This is a genomic window from Nocardia sp. NPDC060255 (assembly GCF_042727395.1).
Classification (GTDB): Bacteria; Actinomycetota; Actinomycetes; order Mycobacteriales; family Mycobacteriaceae; genus Nocardia.
Genome location: NZ_JBHXAU010000043.1, coordinates 1 through 16,553, shown reverse-complemented (window position 1 = coordinate 16,553; position 16,553 = coordinate 1). Strand labels below are relative to the sequence as shown.

The 16,553-nt window shown below is 68.5% G+C and carries 16 protein-coding genes; 10 read left to right on the top strand and 6 right to left on the bottom strand.

Annotated elements, in window-relative coordinates; all coding sequences use genetic code 11:
* Positions 1-74 precede the first annotated feature (74 nt).
* The 3 genes from ACFWF1_RS42330 to cofD are packed head-to-tail and all read right to left on the bottom strand — an operon-like array spanning position 75 to position 3,070.
* Positions 75-593 carry an NUDIX hydrolase gene (locus ACFWF1_RS42330; protein WP_379285628.1) on the bottom strand — a complete coding sequence of 173 codons (519 nt, stop codon included), beginning with the start codon at positions 591-593 and terminating at the stop codon, positions 75-77.
* Positions 590-1,930, bottom strand: a complete 1,341-nt coding sequence (locus ACFWF1_RS42325) for a coenzyme F420-0:L-glutamate ligase (RefSeq protein WP_379285630.1) — start codon at positions 1,928-1,930, stop codon at positions 590-592. The genes ACFWF1_RS42330 and ACFWF1_RS42325 overlap by 4 nt, the downstream gene beginning before the upstream one ends.
* On the bottom strand, positions 1,931-3,070 hold the full coding sequence (cofD, locus tag ACFWF1_RS42320; protein WP_379285632.1) for a 2-phospho-L-lactate transferase: 1,140 nt from the start codon (positions 3,068-3,070) through the stop codon (positions 1,931-1,933). It lies immediately after the preceding gene.
* A gap of 381 nt (positions 3,071-3,451) precedes the next feature.
* On the opposite strand from cofD, the gene ACFWF1_RS42315 reads away from it, so the two are divergent.
* From ACFWF1_RS42315 to ACFWF1_RS42285, 7 genes are all read left to right on the top strand, one after another.
* Positions 3,452-3,685 (top strand): WhiB family transcriptional regulator, encoded by a 234-nt coding sequence (locus tag ACFWF1_RS42315; protein WP_029901515.1) that lies wholly within the window; start codon positions 3,452-3,454, stop codon positions 3,683-3,685.
* 190 nt (positions 3,686-3,875) lie between these two features.
* Positions 3,876-4,355, top strand: a complete 480-nt coding sequence (locus ACFWF1_RS42310) for a metallopeptidase family protein (protein WP_167768837.1) — start codon at positions 3,876-3,878, stop codon at positions 4,353-4,355.
* A gap of 243 nt (positions 4,356-4,598) precedes the next feature.
* Positions 4,599-4,979 (top strand): DUF3499 domain-containing protein, encoded by a 381-nt coding sequence (locus tag ACFWF1_RS42305; RefSeq protein WP_150402868.1) that lies wholly within the window; start codon positions 4,599-4,601, stop codon positions 4,977-4,979.
* Positions 4,980-5,032: 53 nt separating this feature from the next.
* Entirely contained in the window at positions 5,033-6,409 is a 1,377-nt protein-coding gene (locus ACFWF1_RS42300) for a phosphomannomutase/phosphoglucomutase (RefSeq protein WP_379285634.1), read from the top strand.
* 118 nt (positions 6,410-6,527) lie between these two features.
* Entirely contained in the window at positions 6,528-7,730 is a 1,203-nt protein-coding gene (locus ACFWF1_RS42295; protein WP_379285635.1) for a tobH protein, read from the top strand.
* The gene (gene manA / locus ACFWF1_RS42290; RefSeq protein WP_379285637.1) at positions 7,730-8,947 is read left to right on the top strand and encodes a mannose-6-phosphate isomerase, class I; all 1,218 of its coding nucleotides are present in this window, start codon (positions 7,730-7,732) and stop codon (positions 8,945-8,947) included. The genes ACFWF1_RS42295 and manA overlap by 1 nt, the downstream gene beginning before the upstream one ends.
* Before the next feature lie 111 nt (positions 8,948-9,058).
* Entirely contained in the window at positions 9,059-9,979 is a 921-nt protein-coding gene (locus ACFWF1_RS42285; protein WP_379285639.1) for a cation diffusion facilitator family transporter, read from the top strand.
* Here ACFWF1_RS42285 and ACFWF1_RS42280 read toward each other — a convergent pair.
* Complete coding sequence (locus ACFWF1_RS42280) at positions 9,976-11,430, bottom strand: phytoene desaturase family protein (RefSeq protein ID WP_379285640.1); 1,455 nt, start codon at positions 11,428-11,430, stop codon at positions 9,976-9,978. The genes ACFWF1_RS42285 and ACFWF1_RS42280 overlap by 4 nt on opposite strands.
* A gap of 122 nt (positions 11,431-11,552) precedes the next feature.
* Positions 11,553-12,143, bottom strand: a complete 591-nt coding sequence (locus ACFWF1_RS42275) for a TetR/AcrR family transcriptional regulator (RefSeq protein ID WP_379285642.1) — start codon at positions 12,141-12,143, stop codon at positions 11,553-11,555.
* A 96-nt stretch (positions 12,144-12,239) separates the two neighbouring features.
* On the opposite strand from ACFWF1_RS42275, the gene ACFWF1_RS42270 reads away from it, so the two are divergent.
* Positions 12,240-12,671: a DUF4267 domain-containing protein gene (locus ACFWF1_RS42270; protein ID WP_379285643.1), complete on the top strand. Its 432-nt coding sequence runs from the start codon at positions 12,240-12,242 to the stop codon at positions 12,669-12,671.
* Between the two features lie 58 nt (positions 12,672-12,729).
* Here ACFWF1_RS42270 and ACFWF1_RS42265 read toward each other — a convergent pair whose 3' ends face one another.
* Entirely contained in the window at positions 12,730-14,097 is a 1,368-nt protein-coding gene (locus tag ACFWF1_RS42265; RefSeq protein WP_379285644.1) for a cation:dicarboxylate symporter family transporter, read from the bottom strand.
* Positions 14,098-14,222: 125 nt separating this feature from the next.
* On the opposite strand from ACFWF1_RS42265, the gene ACFWF1_RS42260 reads away from it, so the two are divergent.
* On the top strand, positions 14,223-15,821 hold the full coding sequence (locus tag ACFWF1_RS42260) for an ATP-binding protein (protein WP_379285646.1): 1,599 nt from the start codon (positions 14,223-14,225) through the stop codon (positions 15,819-15,821).
* Positions 15,818-16,516 (top strand): response regulator, encoded by a 699-nt coding sequence (locus ACFWF1_RS42255; RefSeq protein ID WP_357380854.1) that lies wholly within the window; start codon positions 15,818-15,820, stop codon positions 16,514-16,516. The genes ACFWF1_RS42260 and ACFWF1_RS42255 overlap by 4 nt, the downstream gene beginning before the upstream one ends.
* Positions 16,517-16,553: the final 37 nt, after the last annotated feature.

Genomic DNA, 16,553 nt, shown 5'->3' with positions numbered 1-16,553 from the left:
GCGATATGAGCGGCGCAGACGCAAACACCCCGGTCGGCGCAGCGCCGGACCGGGGTGTCGGTTGTCGAGGGGTGTTACCGCAGCAGCACGTCGGCGTTCGCGGGCAGCGCGCCGACCGGCCACCAGCGCAGGTCGGTGGACTCCGCGCTACGCACCGGGACGGCGCCCGCGGGCGCGGTGATCCGGAACAGCAGATCGAGATGCCTGGTCGGCACGCCCAGCGAGCAGGTGATCGGATGCGCCTGCGCGCCATACAGTTCCGGCTCCAGCCGGAGCCCGTCGATGCCGGACTCCTCGGTCGCCTCGCGCAGCGCGGCCCCGGCCACCGTGTCGTCGCCCTCCTCGCAGTGGCCGCCGAGCTGGACCCAGCTGCCGACCCGAGGATGCAGGGTCAGCAGCACCTCGCGCGCGTCGTGCGAGAAGACCACCGCCGAGGCGGTGATGTGCCCCGGCACGTGCTCGCGCAGGCAGCCGCGCGGCGCCGACCCGAGGAAGGCGAGCATCGCCTGCCGCAGCGATTGGTCGGAACCTTCGGCAGGAGACCAGGTTTCGAGCAATACCGTGGCCGACGCGTGCAGCGAATCCGCGGTCACAATTCGACCAGGCCGAAACCCGAGCCGGGCACCGGACGTGGCGTGAGCTCCTCGAGCGGATGGCCGATGGCAATGGCGCCCAACGGATTCCAATCATCATCGAGGCCGAGCACGTCGCGGGTGATCTCCGGCGCGAAGATGGTCGAGCCGATCCAGCAGCTGCCGAGCCCCTCGGTGGCCAGCGCGACGAGCAGACCCTGCACCGCCGCGCCGACCGCGACGTTGAACATGGTGCGCTCGTTCGCGCGCCGCCGCTCGTCCGGATAGTCGTGCGCGCCGTCCGGCACACAGAACGGGATGATCACCTCGGGTGCGTCGAAAAGGATTCGGCCACGGGCGATTCGGCGCTCCACCCGCTCGGGCTCGAGCCCGTCGGCGGTGAGATCGACGCGCCACTTGTCCGCCATCGCCTCGAGCAGCCGAGTACGCAGGCCCGTCTTGCGCAGCCACACGAAACGCACCGGACGGGTGTGGTGCGGCGCCGGCGCGGTCAGTGCCACCGCGACCGCGGCACGGATGCGCTCGGGATCGACCGGGGCGTCGGCGAACTGGCGGATCGAGCGGCGCAGCAGCACCGCCTCGCGCCGTCCCTGCTCGATCGCCTCGGCGGTGCCGAGCCAGAACAGGTCGTCGACGCCGCCGCGCAAGAGATCCGCGGCGCTCGACCCGTCGTCGGCGATCGGCAGCCCGCGCACCACCGCGACCGGCACGCCGCCGAGCTTGCCCTTCACCAGATCCGCCGCGGCGGCCAGCTCGTCCGCGATCGCCACCTGGGTGACGTGCAGCTCGTTGCCCTGCCCGTCCACCGCGCCCGCGTAGTCGTGCAGCACGCGCAGGCCCGAGGAGCCGATCGCGGTGTCGGTCTGGCCATTTCGCCAAGCCCGGCCCATGGTGTCGGTGATGACCACGGCGACCTGGATGCCGAGCCGCTCGGCCAGCGCCGAACGCAACGCCTTCGCGCTGGCGTCGGGGTCGGCGGGCAGCAAAACCAGTTCGCCCTGTTCGACATTGGAGCCGTCGATGCCGGACGCAGCCTGCACGATGCCGAGCTTGTTCTCGGTGATCAGGGTGCGGCCCTTGCGCGCGAGCACCCGCACCGCCTCCTGCTCGACCAGCGCGCGGCGCATCGTGTCGCGCTCCTCCGGGTCCAACGGCGCCTCGACGATGCGCCCCTCGACCTTGGCGACGATCTTGCTCGTCACCACGAGCACGTCGCCGGCGGCCAGCCAGGGCGCGCGGTCGGCGATGTGCTGGGCGAGATCGTCGCCGGGCCGGAACTCGGGTAGTCCGGTGATCGGCAGGATGCGCAGCTCGCCTGCCGCGTGATCGATGGTCATTTACGGTTTCACTCCCGCGAGGTCCAGCGCCTCCCGCACCATCTCGGCGGTGGTCGGCGGATCGGTCATCAGCAGCGGCACGCTGCGTACTTCGACACCGGGCACGTCCGCGGTATCGGTGGTGTGGATAAGCCAACCATCCAGAATGCCGGTGGCCGAGCGGGCCCCGTAGTAACGGCCGATCGCCTCGGCGGTCGTCTCTACGCCGATCACCGACAGGCATTCGTCGGCCATCCCGCGCAGCGGTTTTCCGTCGATCACCCCCGAAATCCCGATCACCTTGGCGGCGGTGGTACGCAACGCACCGCGAATACCGGGCACCGCCAGGATCGCGCCGATGCTCACCACGGGGTTCGAGGGAGCGAGCAAGACCACATCCGCCGACTCTATGATCTCGATCACATTTGGGCCGGGTTTGGCGTCCTCTGCCCCAATTGTGGCGAATCCATGGGTCTCGATGTTCGCGCGATAGCGAACCCACCACTCTTGGAAATGGATCGCCTTACGTTCGCCAGGGTTGTCCGGGTCGCTCACAACCACATGCGTTTCACACCGATCGTCGGTTGCCGGGATCAGTTTCACGCCCGGCTGCCACCGGTTGCAGAGCGCCTCGGTCACTGCGGACAGCGGGTACCCGGCACGCAACATTTCACTTCGAACCAGGTGCGTGGCGAGGTCGCGATCGCCGAGGCCGAACCAGTCCGGCTGCGCGTTGTACTTCGCCAGCTCTTCCTTGGCGTGCCAGGTCTCGGCGGGCCTGCCCCAGCCGCGCTCGGTATCGATGCCGCCACCAAGGGTGTACATGCAGGTATCAAGGTCAGGACAGATCCGGAGGCCATGCATCCAGACGTCGTCACCGACGTTCACGATCGCGGAGACATCGGCATCGGGCAGCAGTTCCCGGACGCCCTGGAGAAAGCGGGCGCCGCCGACACCCCCGACCAGGACGGCAATCCGTGGCCCGCCGACGGGTTCGGTGTCCGCTTGAAGGGAAGTCACATCCGCACAGCCTATGCGCTGTCGGACCGGGCGATGTTCGGGCCATAGTTGCTGGTCATTTGCCCTACTCCGACTCAAGATCATCTTCGAAAGCGTTCGCGGATAGTAACGGAATAGCGACGGCCGCTTGACCATCGACACGTCCGGCGTGTCTAATCACAGTCATGTCATTTCGGGTTCGCGCGAGAGTGCAAGGCGCGAACGGCTTTTCGAACAGATGTTCGCATCGAGATGACGAGCTCGGGGACGTCCGCGGGACAACGTCGCGGGGTATGGCCGTCGGTAAGCGTGTTGGTCCGACGGATCGAATCATTCTGCGCTAACACACAGTGAGGAGGCGGAGCGATGGCCAACGAGATGGTCTCGCCGACCGATTCCACAGCAGGCGCAGCACGTGGCGTCTGCGCAGACAACGGCTGGATTGAACGTGAGGGGGGTGACGAAGTCTTGACGCCCGGGCACAGCACGGGCGACGAAACGTCGACGCCCCGCCTCAGCCTGGTCGTCACGGGCTTCGACGAGATGTTCGAATCCATCGAAGAGCAGTGGCAAGAGCGTGCCCTGTGCGCGCAGACCGATCCGGAGGCGTTCTTCCCAGAGAAGGGCGGCTCGACTCGCGAGGCGAAACGGATCTGCATGGGCTGCGAGGTGCGCGACGAGTGCCTGGAATACGCACTCGCCCACGATGAGCGCTTCGGCATCTGGGGTGGCCTCTCCGAACGCGAGCGCCGCCGCCTGAAGCGTGGCATCGGCTAGAAAAGACTTGGGTTGGCCCCCGAGTTATCCGCAAGCGCGACAAGTCGCCACGGCGACAACGATTCTCGCGAGACACGGGTAGCTCCGGGGGTACGCCCGAGCCCCCGCCCGCAGTCCGTCGGCAGGCACCGCGACCGACTGGGGCAGCACTGGGTGCGCAGGCCCCGGGCGGGCTGACTAGGTTTTACTCATGGCACGTTCCCGGAATCGTCGTCCGCCGACCGCACGGTCGGTGATCCGCCGTGGTCGCGGGGTACGTGGGCCGATGTTGCCGCCCACGGTGCCCGCCTGGCGCACCCGGGGGCAGAAGTTCGACCGGCTGGTGCTGGAGGCGTTCGCGCCACTGGACACTCGCTGGCACGACCGGCTCACCAAACTCGATATCGCGGTCGACGATGTGCCGAAAATCCGTCCGCTGCACCCCGATTCGGTCACCTGGCCGGACGAGGTGGTCGCCGACGGACCGGTGCCGCTGTCCCGGCTCATCCCGGCGGGCGTCGACCGGCACGGCACGGCGACCCGCGCCCGGGTGGTGCTGTTCCGCAAGCCACTCGAGTTGCGCGCCAGCGATCCCGACGATCTGGTCGACCTGCTGCGCGAGGTGCTGGTCCAGCAGATCGCCACCTACCTCGGCGTCGATCCGGACATCATCGATCCCGAACCCGAGTAGAAATCCACCAAGCCGCGCGCACCTCGGTAACGAATGTTGTTGCGAGCAGCGATAACTGATTACCGACACCGCGTGCGCGGCCCGCAGACCGCGCACCGACCCGGCCTCGGGTGCCATTCCCCGGTCCGAGGCCCTTCGCCCGGCCCGCGGCAGCCGCCGCGTGACGGGAGTTTTTGCCCGAATCCTGAGCGTGTCTAGCCACATCGGCACGCCGGGAGGGTTACTCTCATCGGCGTGATCCCCATGCGTCGTTGCTGCCGTCCAGGTTGCAAGAATCCGGCCGTCGCGACGCTCACCTATGTGTACTCGGACTCGACCGCCGTTGTCGGACCGCTCGCGACCGTCGCCGAACCACACTCCTGGGATCTCTGCGAAACACACGGCTCCCGCATCACCGCCCCGAAGGGCTGGGAAATGGTTCGCCACGAAGGCGGATTCTCCTCCAGCACACCGGATGACGACGACCTGACCGCGCTCGCCGAAGCGGTCCGCGAGGCAGGCCTGCGCCGCCGCCCGCCGGAACAAGACCAGCGCGGCTATCGCGACTACGCGCCGCCGCCGCAGCGCACCACCCGCACCGGCCGCCGTGGTCATCTGCGGGTACTGCCCGACCCGCCTTCCTGAACAAAGCAAGGACCGGGTCAAACCCGCGCCGGGTACCCATTAGGGTGGTGGGCATGACAGTCGCCCGCTCTGCCGAATTCGTAAACGCGGTGATCAAGGCTTACGACGTTCGCGGTGTGGTCGGTGAACAGATCGACGCCGAATTCGTCAGGGACATCGGCGCATCGTTCGCGCGGCTGATGCGCGCCGAGGGCGCGACGAGGGCCGTCATCGGACACGACATGCGCGACTCCTCCCCCGAGCTGTCCAACGCCTTCGCCGACGGCGTGCTCGCCCAGGGCCTCGACGTGGTGCACATCGGGCTCGCGTCCACCGACCAGCTGTACTTCGCCTCCGGCAGCCTGAACTGCCCCGGCGCCATGTTCACCGCGAGCCACAACCCGGCCCGCTACAACGGCATCAAGATGTGCCGCGCCAAAGCCATTCCGGTAGGCCAAGACACGGGTCTGGCCACCATCAAGACCGAGGTCGCCGAGGGCGTGCCCGGCTACGACGGACCGGCGGGCAGCGCGACCACCGTCGACCTGCTCGCCGACTACGCGACGTTCCTGCGCAACCTGGTCGACCTGTCCGCGGTCCGCCCGCTCACCATCGCGGTGGACGCGGGCAACGGCATGGGCGGCCACACCGTGCCCGCCGTGTTCGACGCGCTGCCGCAGGTGACCATCGTCCCGCTGTACTTCGAGCTCGACGGCTCGTTCCCCAACCACGAGGCCAACCCGCTCGATCCGAAGAACCTGGTCGATCTGCAAGACCTGGTGGTGAAGTCGGGCGCCGATATCGGACTCGCCTTCGACGGCGATGCCGACCGCTGCTTCGTGGTGGACGAGAAGGGCGACCCGGTCTCGCCGTCCACCATCACCGCGCTGGTGGCCGAGCGCGAGCTGGTCAAGGAGCCGGGCGCGGTCATCATCCACAACCTGATCACCTCGCACGCGGTGCCCGAGCTGGTCACCGCGCTCGGCGGCACCCCGGTGCGCACCAGGGTCGGCCACTCGTTCATCAAGCAGCAGATGGCCTCGACCGGTGCGGTGTTCGGCGGCGAGCACTCCGCGCACTACTACTTCCGCGACTTCTGGGGCGCCGACTCCGGCATGCTCGCGGCGCTGCACGTGCTCGCCGCGCTCGGCGAGAAGGACCGGCCGGTGTCGGAGCTGATGGCGGCCTATGAAACGTATGCGGCCTCCGGAGAGATCAATTCAACAGTGCCGGACGCAAAGGAGCGGACGATGGCTGTGGTGGAGGCATTCGGGGATCGGACGGTCTCGGTGGATAGGCTGGACGGCGTGACCATCCAGCTGGCCGACGACGCCTGGTTCAATCTGCGCGCGTCGAATACCGAACCGCTGCTCAGGCTGAACGTCGAAGCCCGATCGCCGGAGGAAGTAGACGCACTCGTAACCGAGATTCTGAGCATCGTCCGCTCCTGACTGGAATAGTGGAATCACAGGCCTTGGATTCGCCCGACTCGGGCCCGGCGTGGCAGCTGACCCGGGAGCGAGCGAGGGCGGAAACGACTCAGCGCGATGAGGGGAGGTGGGACGCCCGATGATCGCTGGAACACCTGTACTCGACCTCGATGACGCTGCTTCGCTGGAGGCGGCCGATACCGGCGGCGCCCTGCGCTCGGCCGCCTCCGGCGGCGCTCAGGTCCGTGCCACCGCGGCAGCCGTCGGCGAGGACGCGCTCGCGCGCCTGGACGGACTGCGACCGCGCAGCTTGGTGCTCGTCTCCGGCTCCGGCCGGGCCGCGCGCGCCGCTGGCCTGCTCGTCGCCGCGCTCGGTGATCGCGCGGGTCTGCCCGTCGTACCCGTCACCGCATTGCCGCCCTGGGTCGGCCCGCTCGACGTCGTCCTGGTCGCCGGTGACGACGCGGGCGATCCACGCCTGACCGACGCGGTCGATCGCGCGCTGCGCCGCGGCGCCGAGGTCGTCGTCGCCGCCCCCATCGAAGGACCGATGCGCGCCGTCGCGGCGGGCCGGGCCGCCGTGCTGGCCCCTCGGGTCCAAGTGCTTGACCACAACCGGCTGCTGCGCTTCCTGGCCGCCGGCATCGCCGTGCTGCGCGCGGTCGACCCGCAACGCAGCGGCGCGTTCGTGCCCGACCTCACCGACCTGGCCGATGTGCTCGACGCCGAGGCGTTGCGGGCCGGGCCGACCAACGAGGTCTTCCGCAATCCGGCCAAGACGCTCGCCTCGCGGATGCATCAGCGCGGGGTCGTGCTGGCCGGCGACTCACCCGCCGCGGCCGAGCTGGCCGAGCACGGCGCCGAGGTGCTGCTGCAGTCGGCGGGCCGGGTCGCCACCGCGGTGGATCTGGCCGAAGCGGTGGCCGCCAAGTCTCGAATGGTCGAGGCCGCAGGCGAATCCGCGCCCGGCTTCGATCCGCTGTTCCACGACGAGGAACTCGACGGACCGGTGCAGGTGGAGCGCATCCGGGTGTTCGTGCTCAGTGCCGATGCCGACCAGGCGGCCGCGCGGCGCCGGATCGCCGTGTTCGGCGGCACCGGCTCCAGCCTGGTCGACGCCGACCTGGTGAACGCCGAGCTCGACCTGCTGCACACCGGGCTCATCGATCCGTCCGTACCCGCCCCGCCGCGTCCCGAGGAGCCCGCTCCCGGTACCGGCGGTGAACTCGAACAGCTCGCCGTGCTCGCGGTGCGGCTGGAAATGGCCGCCGCCTACCTACGGCTGATCGGAACCCGCGGCACCGCGACCGACAACCAAGGGCAGTTCGGGGGAAGTTACTAGTGCACGAACTCGTTGGTGCGCTGCGCTCGTATGCCTGGGGCTCGCGCACCGCGCTCGCTCAGCTGTGCGGCCGACCCGTTCCGTCCGCCCATCCGGAGGCCGAACTGTGGTTCGGCGCGCATCCCGCCGATCCCGCGCACGTCCTGATCGACGGCGACTCCCGATCGCTGCTCGACTTCGTCGCCGAGGATCCGCAGCGCGAATTGGGCCCCGCCGCACGGGAATTCGGCGGCAAGCTGCCGTTCCTGCTGAAGATCCTGGCCGCCGAGGAGCCGCTCTCGTTGCAGGCGCACCCGAGCACGGCGCAGGCGCGGGCCGGTTTCGAGCGGGAGAACCGCACCAAGGTGCCGTTGGACTCGCCGATGCGCAACTACCGCGACGACAACCACAAGCCGGAACTCGTTGTCGCGCTGGACCGATTCGAGGCGCTCGCCGGATTCCGCGACCCGCACCGCACCGTCGAACTACTGCGCGCACTGCAGGTCGACGGTCTCCGGTCGTTCGCCGACCTGCTTGCCGCGCAACCGGATTCCGACGGGCTGCGCACCCTGTTCACCACCTGGATCACGCTGCCCCAGCACGTGCTCGCCACGCTGCTGCCCGAAGTGCTCGACGGCTGCGTGCGCTACCTGTCCGGAAAAGGCAAGCGCGAGTTCACCCCTGAGGCGCGCACCACGCTCGAACTCGCCGAGGCCTACCCCGGCGACGCCGGTGTGCTGGCGGCGCTGCTGCTGAACCGGCTGACGCTGGAACCCGGCCAGGGCCTGTTCCTCGCGGCCGGCAATCTGCACGCCTACCTGCGCGGACTCGGCGTGGAGATCATGGCCAACTCCGACAACGTGCTGCGCGGCGGCCTCACCCCCAAACACGTCGACGTGCCAGAACTGTTGCGGGTGCTCGACTTCGAGCCGATCAACCTGCCCGTCGTGCTGCCCGAACCGGCGGGCGACGGCTCGGTGCGCTACCGCACGCCCGCCCCGGAATTCCAGCTACGCCGCTTCGACCTCACCGCGGGTTCGGCCCAGGTCCCGCTCACCGCGGCGGGTCCCGGCATCGTGCTGTGCACGGCCGGGTCGGTGCGGCTACTGCAGGACGAGTCCGAATTGACGCTGGAGCGCGGCGCCGCCGCATGGATCTCGGCCGCCGACACCGACATTCGCGCCCGCGCGCTCGACGGCGCGGCCCAGCTGTTCTGCGCCTGCGTCGGCAAGGTCTGATTCGGCGCGCATTCGCGCCACCGCGGTGATCGGTCGGGCATCGGGCCTCCGGGTGCCGGCACACGCTAAGTTAGCCAGGATCGGGCAATTCGGAGAGAGGACGTCCAGGGCATGTCGGCTGGTGGTGGCAAAAAGGCGATTCTCGCCGCGTTGTCGGCGAACGCGGGGATCGCCGTGGCGAAGTTCGCCGGTGCGCTGATCACCGGTTCCGGGTCGATGCTCGCCGAGGCGGTGCACTCGGTCGCCGACACCGGCAACCAGGCCCTGCTGCTGCTCGGCCAGCAGCGCGCGTCGCAGGAGGCCGACGCGCTGCACCCGTTCGGGTATGCGCGCAATCGCTACTTCTACTCGTTCATCGTCGCGCTGGTGTTGTTCACCCTCGGCTCCGGATACGCGCTCTACGAGGGCGTGCACAAGGTCCAGCACCCGGAGGAGCTGAGCTCGCCGATCGTGGCGATCGTCATCCTGTTCATCGCGATCGCACTGGAGTCCTACAGCTTCCGGACCGCGATGCGGGAATCCGCGCCGCTCAAGGGCGACGCGAGCTGGTGGCGGTTCATCCGTAACTCGCGCAGCCCGGAGCTGCCGGTGGTGCTGCTGGAGGATACCGGCGCGCTGATCGGCCTGGTGTTCGCCTTCGCAGGCGTCGGGCTGACCATGCTCACCGGCAACGCGGTGTGGGACGGCATCGGCACCATCGCCATCGGCCTGCTGCTCGGCGTCATCGCCATCGTGCTGATCGTGGAGATGCAGAGCTTACTCATCGGCGAAGGCGCTACCCCCGACGAGGACCGGCTCATCCGGGAGAACCTGGTCGACGGTGATCGCATCGATCGGGTGATCCACCTCAAGACCCAATACCTCGGTCCCGAAGAGCTTTTGGTGGCCGCCAAGATCGGCGCGGTGCCCGGTCTCGATGTCGCTCAGCTGGCCGAAGCCATCGATGACGCGGAAGCGCGTGTTCGGGCCGCAGTGCCCGCGGCGCGGGTCATGTACCTCGAACCCGATCTCTACCGCACCGAGTCCGTCTAGGGCTTGCGCAGCAATTCCAGGGGGTCGGCGGTGACGCCGAACCGCTGGCGCAGCACGTGGCGGGCGGCGTGCAGGCCGGACATGCCGTGCACGCCGGGGCCGGGTGGGGTCGACGAGGAGCACAGGTACACGCCGGGAAGCGGTGTGGCGTAAGGGTTCCAGCGCGCGGTGGGGCGGAAGGCGAACTGGCGCAGGGTCATCGCGCCCGCCGAGATGTCGCCGCCGATGTAATTGGCGTTGTGCGCGGGCATTTCAGCGGCGGTGTAGACGTGCTTGGCGAGGATCAGGTCGCGGAAGCCGGGAGCGAAGCGCTCGACCTGAGTGATGATCGTCTCGCTGATGTCGCGGGAGGAACCGTTCGGCACGTGTGCGTAGGTGTAGAAGGTGTGCTGCCCCGCCGGGGCACGGGTCGGGTCGACCACGCCGGGCTGGATGGACAGCACGTACGGACGCTCCGCGTGTTGACCTGCGGCGACGGCACGTTCGGCGGCCATCGCCTCGGCGCGGGTGCCGACCAGGTGCAGGGTTCCGGCACGATCGAGGCCGTCGGCCTGCCAGGGCACCGGGCCGGAGAGCGCGAAGTCGACCTTGCACGCGGCGCCACCGTAGCGGAAAGCGCTGAGCCGCTTGGTATATCGGTCCGGGAGCCGATGGCCCGCGATGCGGAGCAATTCCGCGGGCGCGAGATCGAGCACGACCGCGCGGGCGTCGTCGAACTGCCCGAGCGAGTCGATGCGGTGGCCGGTGTGCACCCGGCCGCCGAGCCGTTCCAGCTCGGCGATCAGCGCGTTCGGGATCGCCTGGCTGCCGCCCCGTGGGATCACCCAGCCGCCCGCGTGCGCCAGCGTGCCGAGCATCAGGCCGGCGCCCGCGGCGGGCACCCGGCGCGGCGGGGTGATCGCGTGGGTGGCCACGCCGGTGAGCAAGGCGGCCGCAGCGTCGTCGCGAAACCTGGTGTTCCACAACGGCGATCCCTGTTCGAGCGTCCGCAGCCCGAACCTGATGGCGGTGAGCAGGTCCTTGGGCGGGCGGCGCAGGTCCGACATCGCGAGGTCGACCACCGACTCCCAGTGCCGCACCAGTGGTTCGAACAGGGAGCGCCAGGTGGCACCGTCGCGGCCGAGTCCCTCGACGGTCCGGTCCAGGTCGCGCCAGGCGATCCCGGCGGTACCGCCGTCCATCGGATGACCGTAAGACGCCTCCGGCGTGAGCAACTCGACGCCGTGCGTCGCGAGATCGAACGCACGGAAGAACGGGGATGCCAACGCCATCGGATGCGCACCGGCACACACGTCGTGCTGGAAACCCGGCAAGGTCAGTTCGGCCGTGCGCGAACCGCCGCCCGCCGTGAACTCGGCCTCGTACACCTCCACCGAGAGCCCGGCCTTCGCCAGGATCACCGCGGCGGCGAGACCATTCGGCCCGGAACCGACGACCACAACATCAGGCATATCCCCACGCTACCGATCCGCACTGCGCGGCTCGGGAAATGCGCGTTCGATCACACCGGGCCCGCACTGACAACCCGAGGTCGATTCGGTCCGTGCGAACAGGATTCGCCCGCGGTGCGCGGTCAGGCGGAATCCGCGCCGACCGCGGCCAGCCACTCGGCGACCAGGATGTCGATGCGCTGCTCGCGCAATTCCGGCCGGAGCCGGCCATGGCTGTCGAGGGTGGCGAGGCCGTGCATCGCGCTCCAGGCCACCTCGGTCCGGGCGCCGAGGTCAGCCGGGTCGACGAACGGACGAAACAGGGCCTCCAGTTCCGCGAAGCAGTCGACCAGCGGCTGCGGCGCGTCGAGGCCCCAGACGAGGTCGACGTTCATCATGAACATCGCCTCGTAGCGGGCCGGGTTCGCGGCTGCGAAATCCAGATAGGCGCGGGTGACGCGGTACAGCGCGTCGGCCGGGCTCTTCGCCTCCTCGTGCCCCTGATGCAGCACGGCGGCCAGGTCGGCGATGCCCTGCAGGGCCACCGCTGTGACGATCGCCGACTTGCCCGCGAAGTGGCTGTACAGCACCGGCTGGCTGTACTCGATCCGCTCGGCCAGCTTGCGCACGGTCACCGCCTCCCAGCCCTGGGTTTCCGCCAGTTCACGCGCGGTATCGATGATCTGCTGGTGACGCTCGGCTCGTTCGCGTTCCTTGCGAGTCTGGGGGCTCATGCCCAAATACTAGCAGCGCTAGACAAACTATCGAAGCTCCATTATGGTTGCTCGTGAACCTAGCACCGCTAGAAACCGCACCAAGGAGCAGCCACCATGACCACCTCGCGCATCGCCACCGCCCTCTCCCTCATCGGCGCGGCCTTCATCCTCTACATCGGCCTCAACTACCTGCTCACCCCCGAAAGCACCGCGCCCGGTTTCGGTCTGCCCGCCTGGCCCACCGGCGACGCCGTCGCGTTCCTGAATCTGAAGGGCGTGCGCGACACCGTCCTCGGCCTGCTCATCCTGGTCCTGCTCGCCGCCAAGCAGCGCTACGCCCTCGGCATCGTCACTCTGGTCATCGGCCTGGTCCCGGTCGGCGACATGCTCACCGTGCTCAGCTGGCACGGCTCCCCCGCCGCCGCCTTCGGCATCCACGGCCTCACCGCCGCCCTCGTCTTCCTCACCGGCGGCGTGCTCCTGCGCGAACACCGCCAGGCCACCAAGGCCGCCCCGCAGCGCATCGGGGTCGGCGTCAGCGCCTGACCCCGGACAGCGCGAAGGGCCCGCAGATCCTGCGGGCCCTTCGTGTTTCACAGGGCAGCTAGGCCGAGACCAGGTCCTTGGTGTCGGGCCCCTGCTGCGGCTGCGCGGCGTGGTCGTTGTCGACCATGGTTTGTTCGTCGAAGGGGAGTTTGCGGTCGAGCACTTCGCGGGTGCGGTCGACGTCGATGGTTTTCGTCCAGGTGCCGATGAGCACGGTGGCGACCGCGTTGCCGGAGAAGTTGGTGAGGGCGCGAGCCTCGGACATGAAGCGGTCGATGCCGACGATCAGGCCGACGCCGTCCAGCAATTCGGGGCGATGACTCTCCAGCCCGCCCGCCAGCGTGGCCAGGCCGGCACCGGTGACACCGGCCGCGCCCTTGGATGCCACGATCATGAACAGCAGCAGGCCGATCTGCTCGCCGATGTTGAGCGGCTTACCCATCGCATCGGCGATGAACAACGACGCCATTGTCAGGTAAATTGCTGTGCCATCCAGATTGAACGAATATCCGGTCGGCACAACCACACCCACGGTCGTCCGCTCGACGCCCAGGTGTTCCATCTTCGCGATCAACCGAGGCAGTGCCGACTCGGACGACGAGGTCGCGAGGATCAACAGGTACTCGCGGGCCAGATAGCGGACCAGCTTGAACACCGACACCCGGGCGATGGCCCACATCATCACGCCGAGCACGCCGAACACGAATATCAAGCAAGTCAGGTAGAACGCGATCATCAACGTTGCCAACTTCAGCACGGCATCCAGACCACTCTTACCGACCAGATTGGCGATCGCGCCGAACGCACCGATCGGCGCCAGCCACAGAATCATCACCAGCACCCGGAACACGAGCTTCTGGATCAACGCGACGCCACGCACGATCGGCTCGCCGGTCTTGCCCATGGCCTGCACCGCGAAACCGACCAGCAGCGCGACGAACAGCGCCTGCAGCGTGCTGCCCGCCGTCAACGACGACAGCATGGTCGTCGGCACGATGCTGGTGAGGAAGTCCCAGGTGCCGCCAGCGCTGTGCGCGGTCTTCGCGAGATCCTTACCCGCATTGACCGTCTTGCCGAGGTTCAACCCGGTGCCGGGCGAAATCAGATTGCCTACAACAAGCCCGATAACCAACGCGACGGTCGACATGACCATGAAGTACGCAATGGTGAGCCCGCCGACCTTGCCGACGGTGGCCGCCGACCGGATCGACCCGATGCCGAGCACGATGGTGCAGAAGATGACCGGCGCGATCATCATCTTGATCAGGTTGACGAAAATGGTGCCGAGCGGAGCAACGGATTGCCCGAACCCGGGCGCGAGCCACCCCACGAGAATGCCCGCGATGACCGCGACGATGACGGCCAGGTACAGCCAGTGGGTGCGGTCACGCTTGCGCGGTGGTGCTTCCGGTGTTGCTTCGCTCATAAGTGGTGATGTCCTCCGAAGTGGTGCCGACGTGAGGTGCCCCACGCCTTCCAGGCAGAATGATGACGGTCCGGGTGACGCCGGTCACGGTTTGGTGCATTACGTTCAGCGGAGGAAGGCAGCCAGTGAGACGCGGTCGGCTATCCCTGGCCGGTCAGGCCTTCGCGCTACAGCTGATCGTGTTGACGCTGATGGTCGCTGTCGGCGCGGTGCTGGCGGTGCTCGACGCACGGCATCACAGCGACGTGACCACCACCCGCGAGGTACGGGATGTCGCGGTGAGCGTGGCTGAGGCGCGGTCCACCCTGAGTGCCATCTACACCACCGATCCGACGGCGCAACTGCAACCGGTGACCGAGCGGATCCGCCTCGCGACCGGTATGGACTTCATCGTCGTCATGGCGCCGAACCGCACCCGCTACACGCACACCAACACGGCGATGATCGGGCAGCCGTTCAGCGGGAACATCGACCGCGCGCTGGCCGGGGAGACGTTCACCGAAACCTTCACCGGCACCCTCGGCCCGTCCATCCGCGCGGTGACGCCGGTCTATGACGGTGGGCGGGTGGTCGCGCTGGTGTCCGCCGGGGTGACCAGGGCCAAGATCGGCGATCAGGTCGCCACCCAGCTGCCGTTGATCCTCGGTGTCGCCGCGGCGGGCCTGATGGTCTCGGGCAGCGGGTCGTTCCTGCTGAGCCGCAGGCTGCGCCGACAGACGCACGGGCTCGCGCCCGACGAGTTGCGGGCCATGTACGAACAGCACGACGCGGTGCTGCACTCGATTCACGAGGGACTCGTGGTCTTCGGCATGGCGGGCGAACGCGCCGAGGTGGTCAACGACGAGGCGCGCAGGCTGCTCGAACTGCCCGACGGCGAGGTGCGCCGCGGCGACCTGCCTGCCTCGATGCGGCAGATGAGCTGGGGCGTGGTCCGCGACGAGATGCACGTGACCGGTGACCGGATCCTGCTCATCAACCAGGACATCGTCACCTGGGAGGGACGGCCGATCGGCACCGTGATGACCATCCGCGACCACACCGAATTGCGGGCGGTGATGGGCGAACTCGACTCGGTGCGCAGCTTCGCCGAATCGCTGCACGCGCAGGCGCACGAGTCGGCCAACCGGCTGCACACCGTGATCACCATGGTCGAGCTGGGCCGCTACGCGGAGGCGGTCGACTTCGCCACCTCGGAACTGCAACTGTCCCAAGCACTCATCGATCGGCTGCTCGGCGCGGTCGGCTCGCCCGCGCTGGCCGCGCTGCTGCTCGGCAAGGTGAACCAGGCGGCCGAGCGCAGCATCGAGTTGACCATCACCGAGGACACCGCGCTCGACTCGATCGAGCCGCTCACCCCGCAGGAGACGGTCACGCTGGTGGGCAACCTGATCGACAACGCCATCGACGCCGCCGCCGACAGCCCGTCGGGCTGGGTGGAGGTCACCGTGCGGCACCAGGGTGAGCCGGCCGGGGAAAACGCCGAAGCTGTTTCGGCGGAACAACATTCGGCGTTGTATGTTCGCGTCGCCGACAGCGGGCCCGGGATGTCGGAGCAGACATTCGCGCGGGCGTCGCAGCGGGGTTATTCGACCAAGGCCGACCATCACGGGCTCGGCCTCGCCCTGGTCCACCGGCTGGTGGCCCGGCACGGGGGGACCATCCGTACCGACCTAGATCCGGAAAGCGCGGTAACCGTGACGATTCCGCGAAAGGACGCACAGTGATCCGAGTGCTGATCGTCGAGGACGAACCACTCATCGCCGAGGCACACCGCGCCTATGTGGACCGCATCGAGGGCTTCACGCCCGTCGGGGTGGCGCACACCGGTCGCGAGGCGATGCGGGCCGCCGCCGACGCCGCGGCCGAGGGCACGCCGATCGACCTGGTGCTGATGGACATCGGGTTACCCGATGCCAGCGGCCTCGATGTCGCGGCGGCGCTGACCGGCCTCGCGCCCCGGCCCGACGTCATCGCCATCACCTCGGCCCGCGATCTGGCCATGGTGCGCACCGCCGTCTCGCACGGCGTTGTCCTCTATCTCTTGAAGCCGTTCACCTTCGCCGCTTTTCGCGACAAACTCGACCGCTATCGCGAATTCCGCACCGCCCTCCCGGCGGGCGAAACCGCCGTCTCCCAGCACGACATCGACCGCGCCCTCAGCGCGCTCCGCACCCCCGACCAGCGCGCCACCACCCCCAAAGGTGTTGCGCCGCAAACCCTCGACGAAATCTCGCGCACCGTCCGAGCCGCCCCCGAGGGCATCACCGCCGCGGACACCGCGAGCACGATCGGGGTCTCCCGGATCACCGCATGGCGCTACCTGGAGAAACTGGCCGACGACGGATTGGTAACCCGCCGTTCGGATTACGGCCGCGCCGGCCGTCCGAAGACCCGCTACGTCTGGAAAACCAAAGCATGACAGAGGTCTTCGCGCAGAAACAAGAAAGAGGTTGTGC

Excerpts from the sequence above, each read along its gene's own strand:
- ACFWF1_RS42325 (WP_379285630.1), bottom strand. The coding sequence starts at position 1,930 with ATGACCATCGATCACGCGGCAGGCGAGCTGCGCATCCTGCCGATCACC.
- ACFWF1_RS42315 (WP_029901515.1), top strand. The coding sequence starts at position 3,452 with ATGTTCGAATCCATCGAAGAGCAGTGGCAAGAGCGTGCCCTGTGCGCG.
- ACFWF1_RS42310 (WP_167768837.1), top strand. The coding sequence starts at position 3,876 with ATGGCACGTTCCCGGAATCGTCGTCCGCCGACCGCACGGTCGGTGATC.
- ACFWF1_RS42305 (WP_150402868.1), top strand. The coding sequence starts at position 4,599 with ATGCGTCGTTGCTGCCGTCCAGGTTGCAAGAATCCGGCCGTCGCGACG.
- ACFWF1_RS42300 (WP_379285634.1), top strand. The coding sequence starts at position 5,033 with ATGACAGTCGCCCGCTCTGCCGAATTCGTAAACGCGGTGATCAAGGCT.
- ACFWF1_RS42295 (WP_379285635.1), top strand. The coding sequence starts at position 6,528 with ATGATCGCTGGAACACCTGTACTCGACCTCGATGACGCTGCTTCGCTG.
- ACFWF1_RS42285 (WP_379285639.1), top strand. The coding sequence starts at position 9,059 with ATGTCGGCTGGTGGTGGCAAAAAGGCGATTCTCGCCGCGTTGTCGGCG.
- ACFWF1_RS42280 (WP_379285640.1), bottom strand. The coding sequence starts at position 11,430 with ATGCCTGATGTTGTGGTCGTCGGTTCCGGGCCGAATGGTCTCGCCGCC.
- ACFWF1_RS42275 (WP_379285642.1), bottom strand. The coding sequence starts at position 12,143 with ATGAGCCCCCAGACTCGCAAGGAACGCGAACGAGCCGAGCGTCACCAG.
- ACFWF1_RS42270 (WP_379285643.1), top strand. The coding sequence starts at position 12,240 with ATGACCACCTCGCGCATCGCCACCGCCCTCTCCCTCATCGGCGCGGCC.
- ACFWF1_RS42265 (WP_379285644.1), bottom strand. The coding sequence starts at position 14,097 with ATGAGCGAAGCAACACCGGAAGCACCACCGCGCAAGCGTGACCGCACC.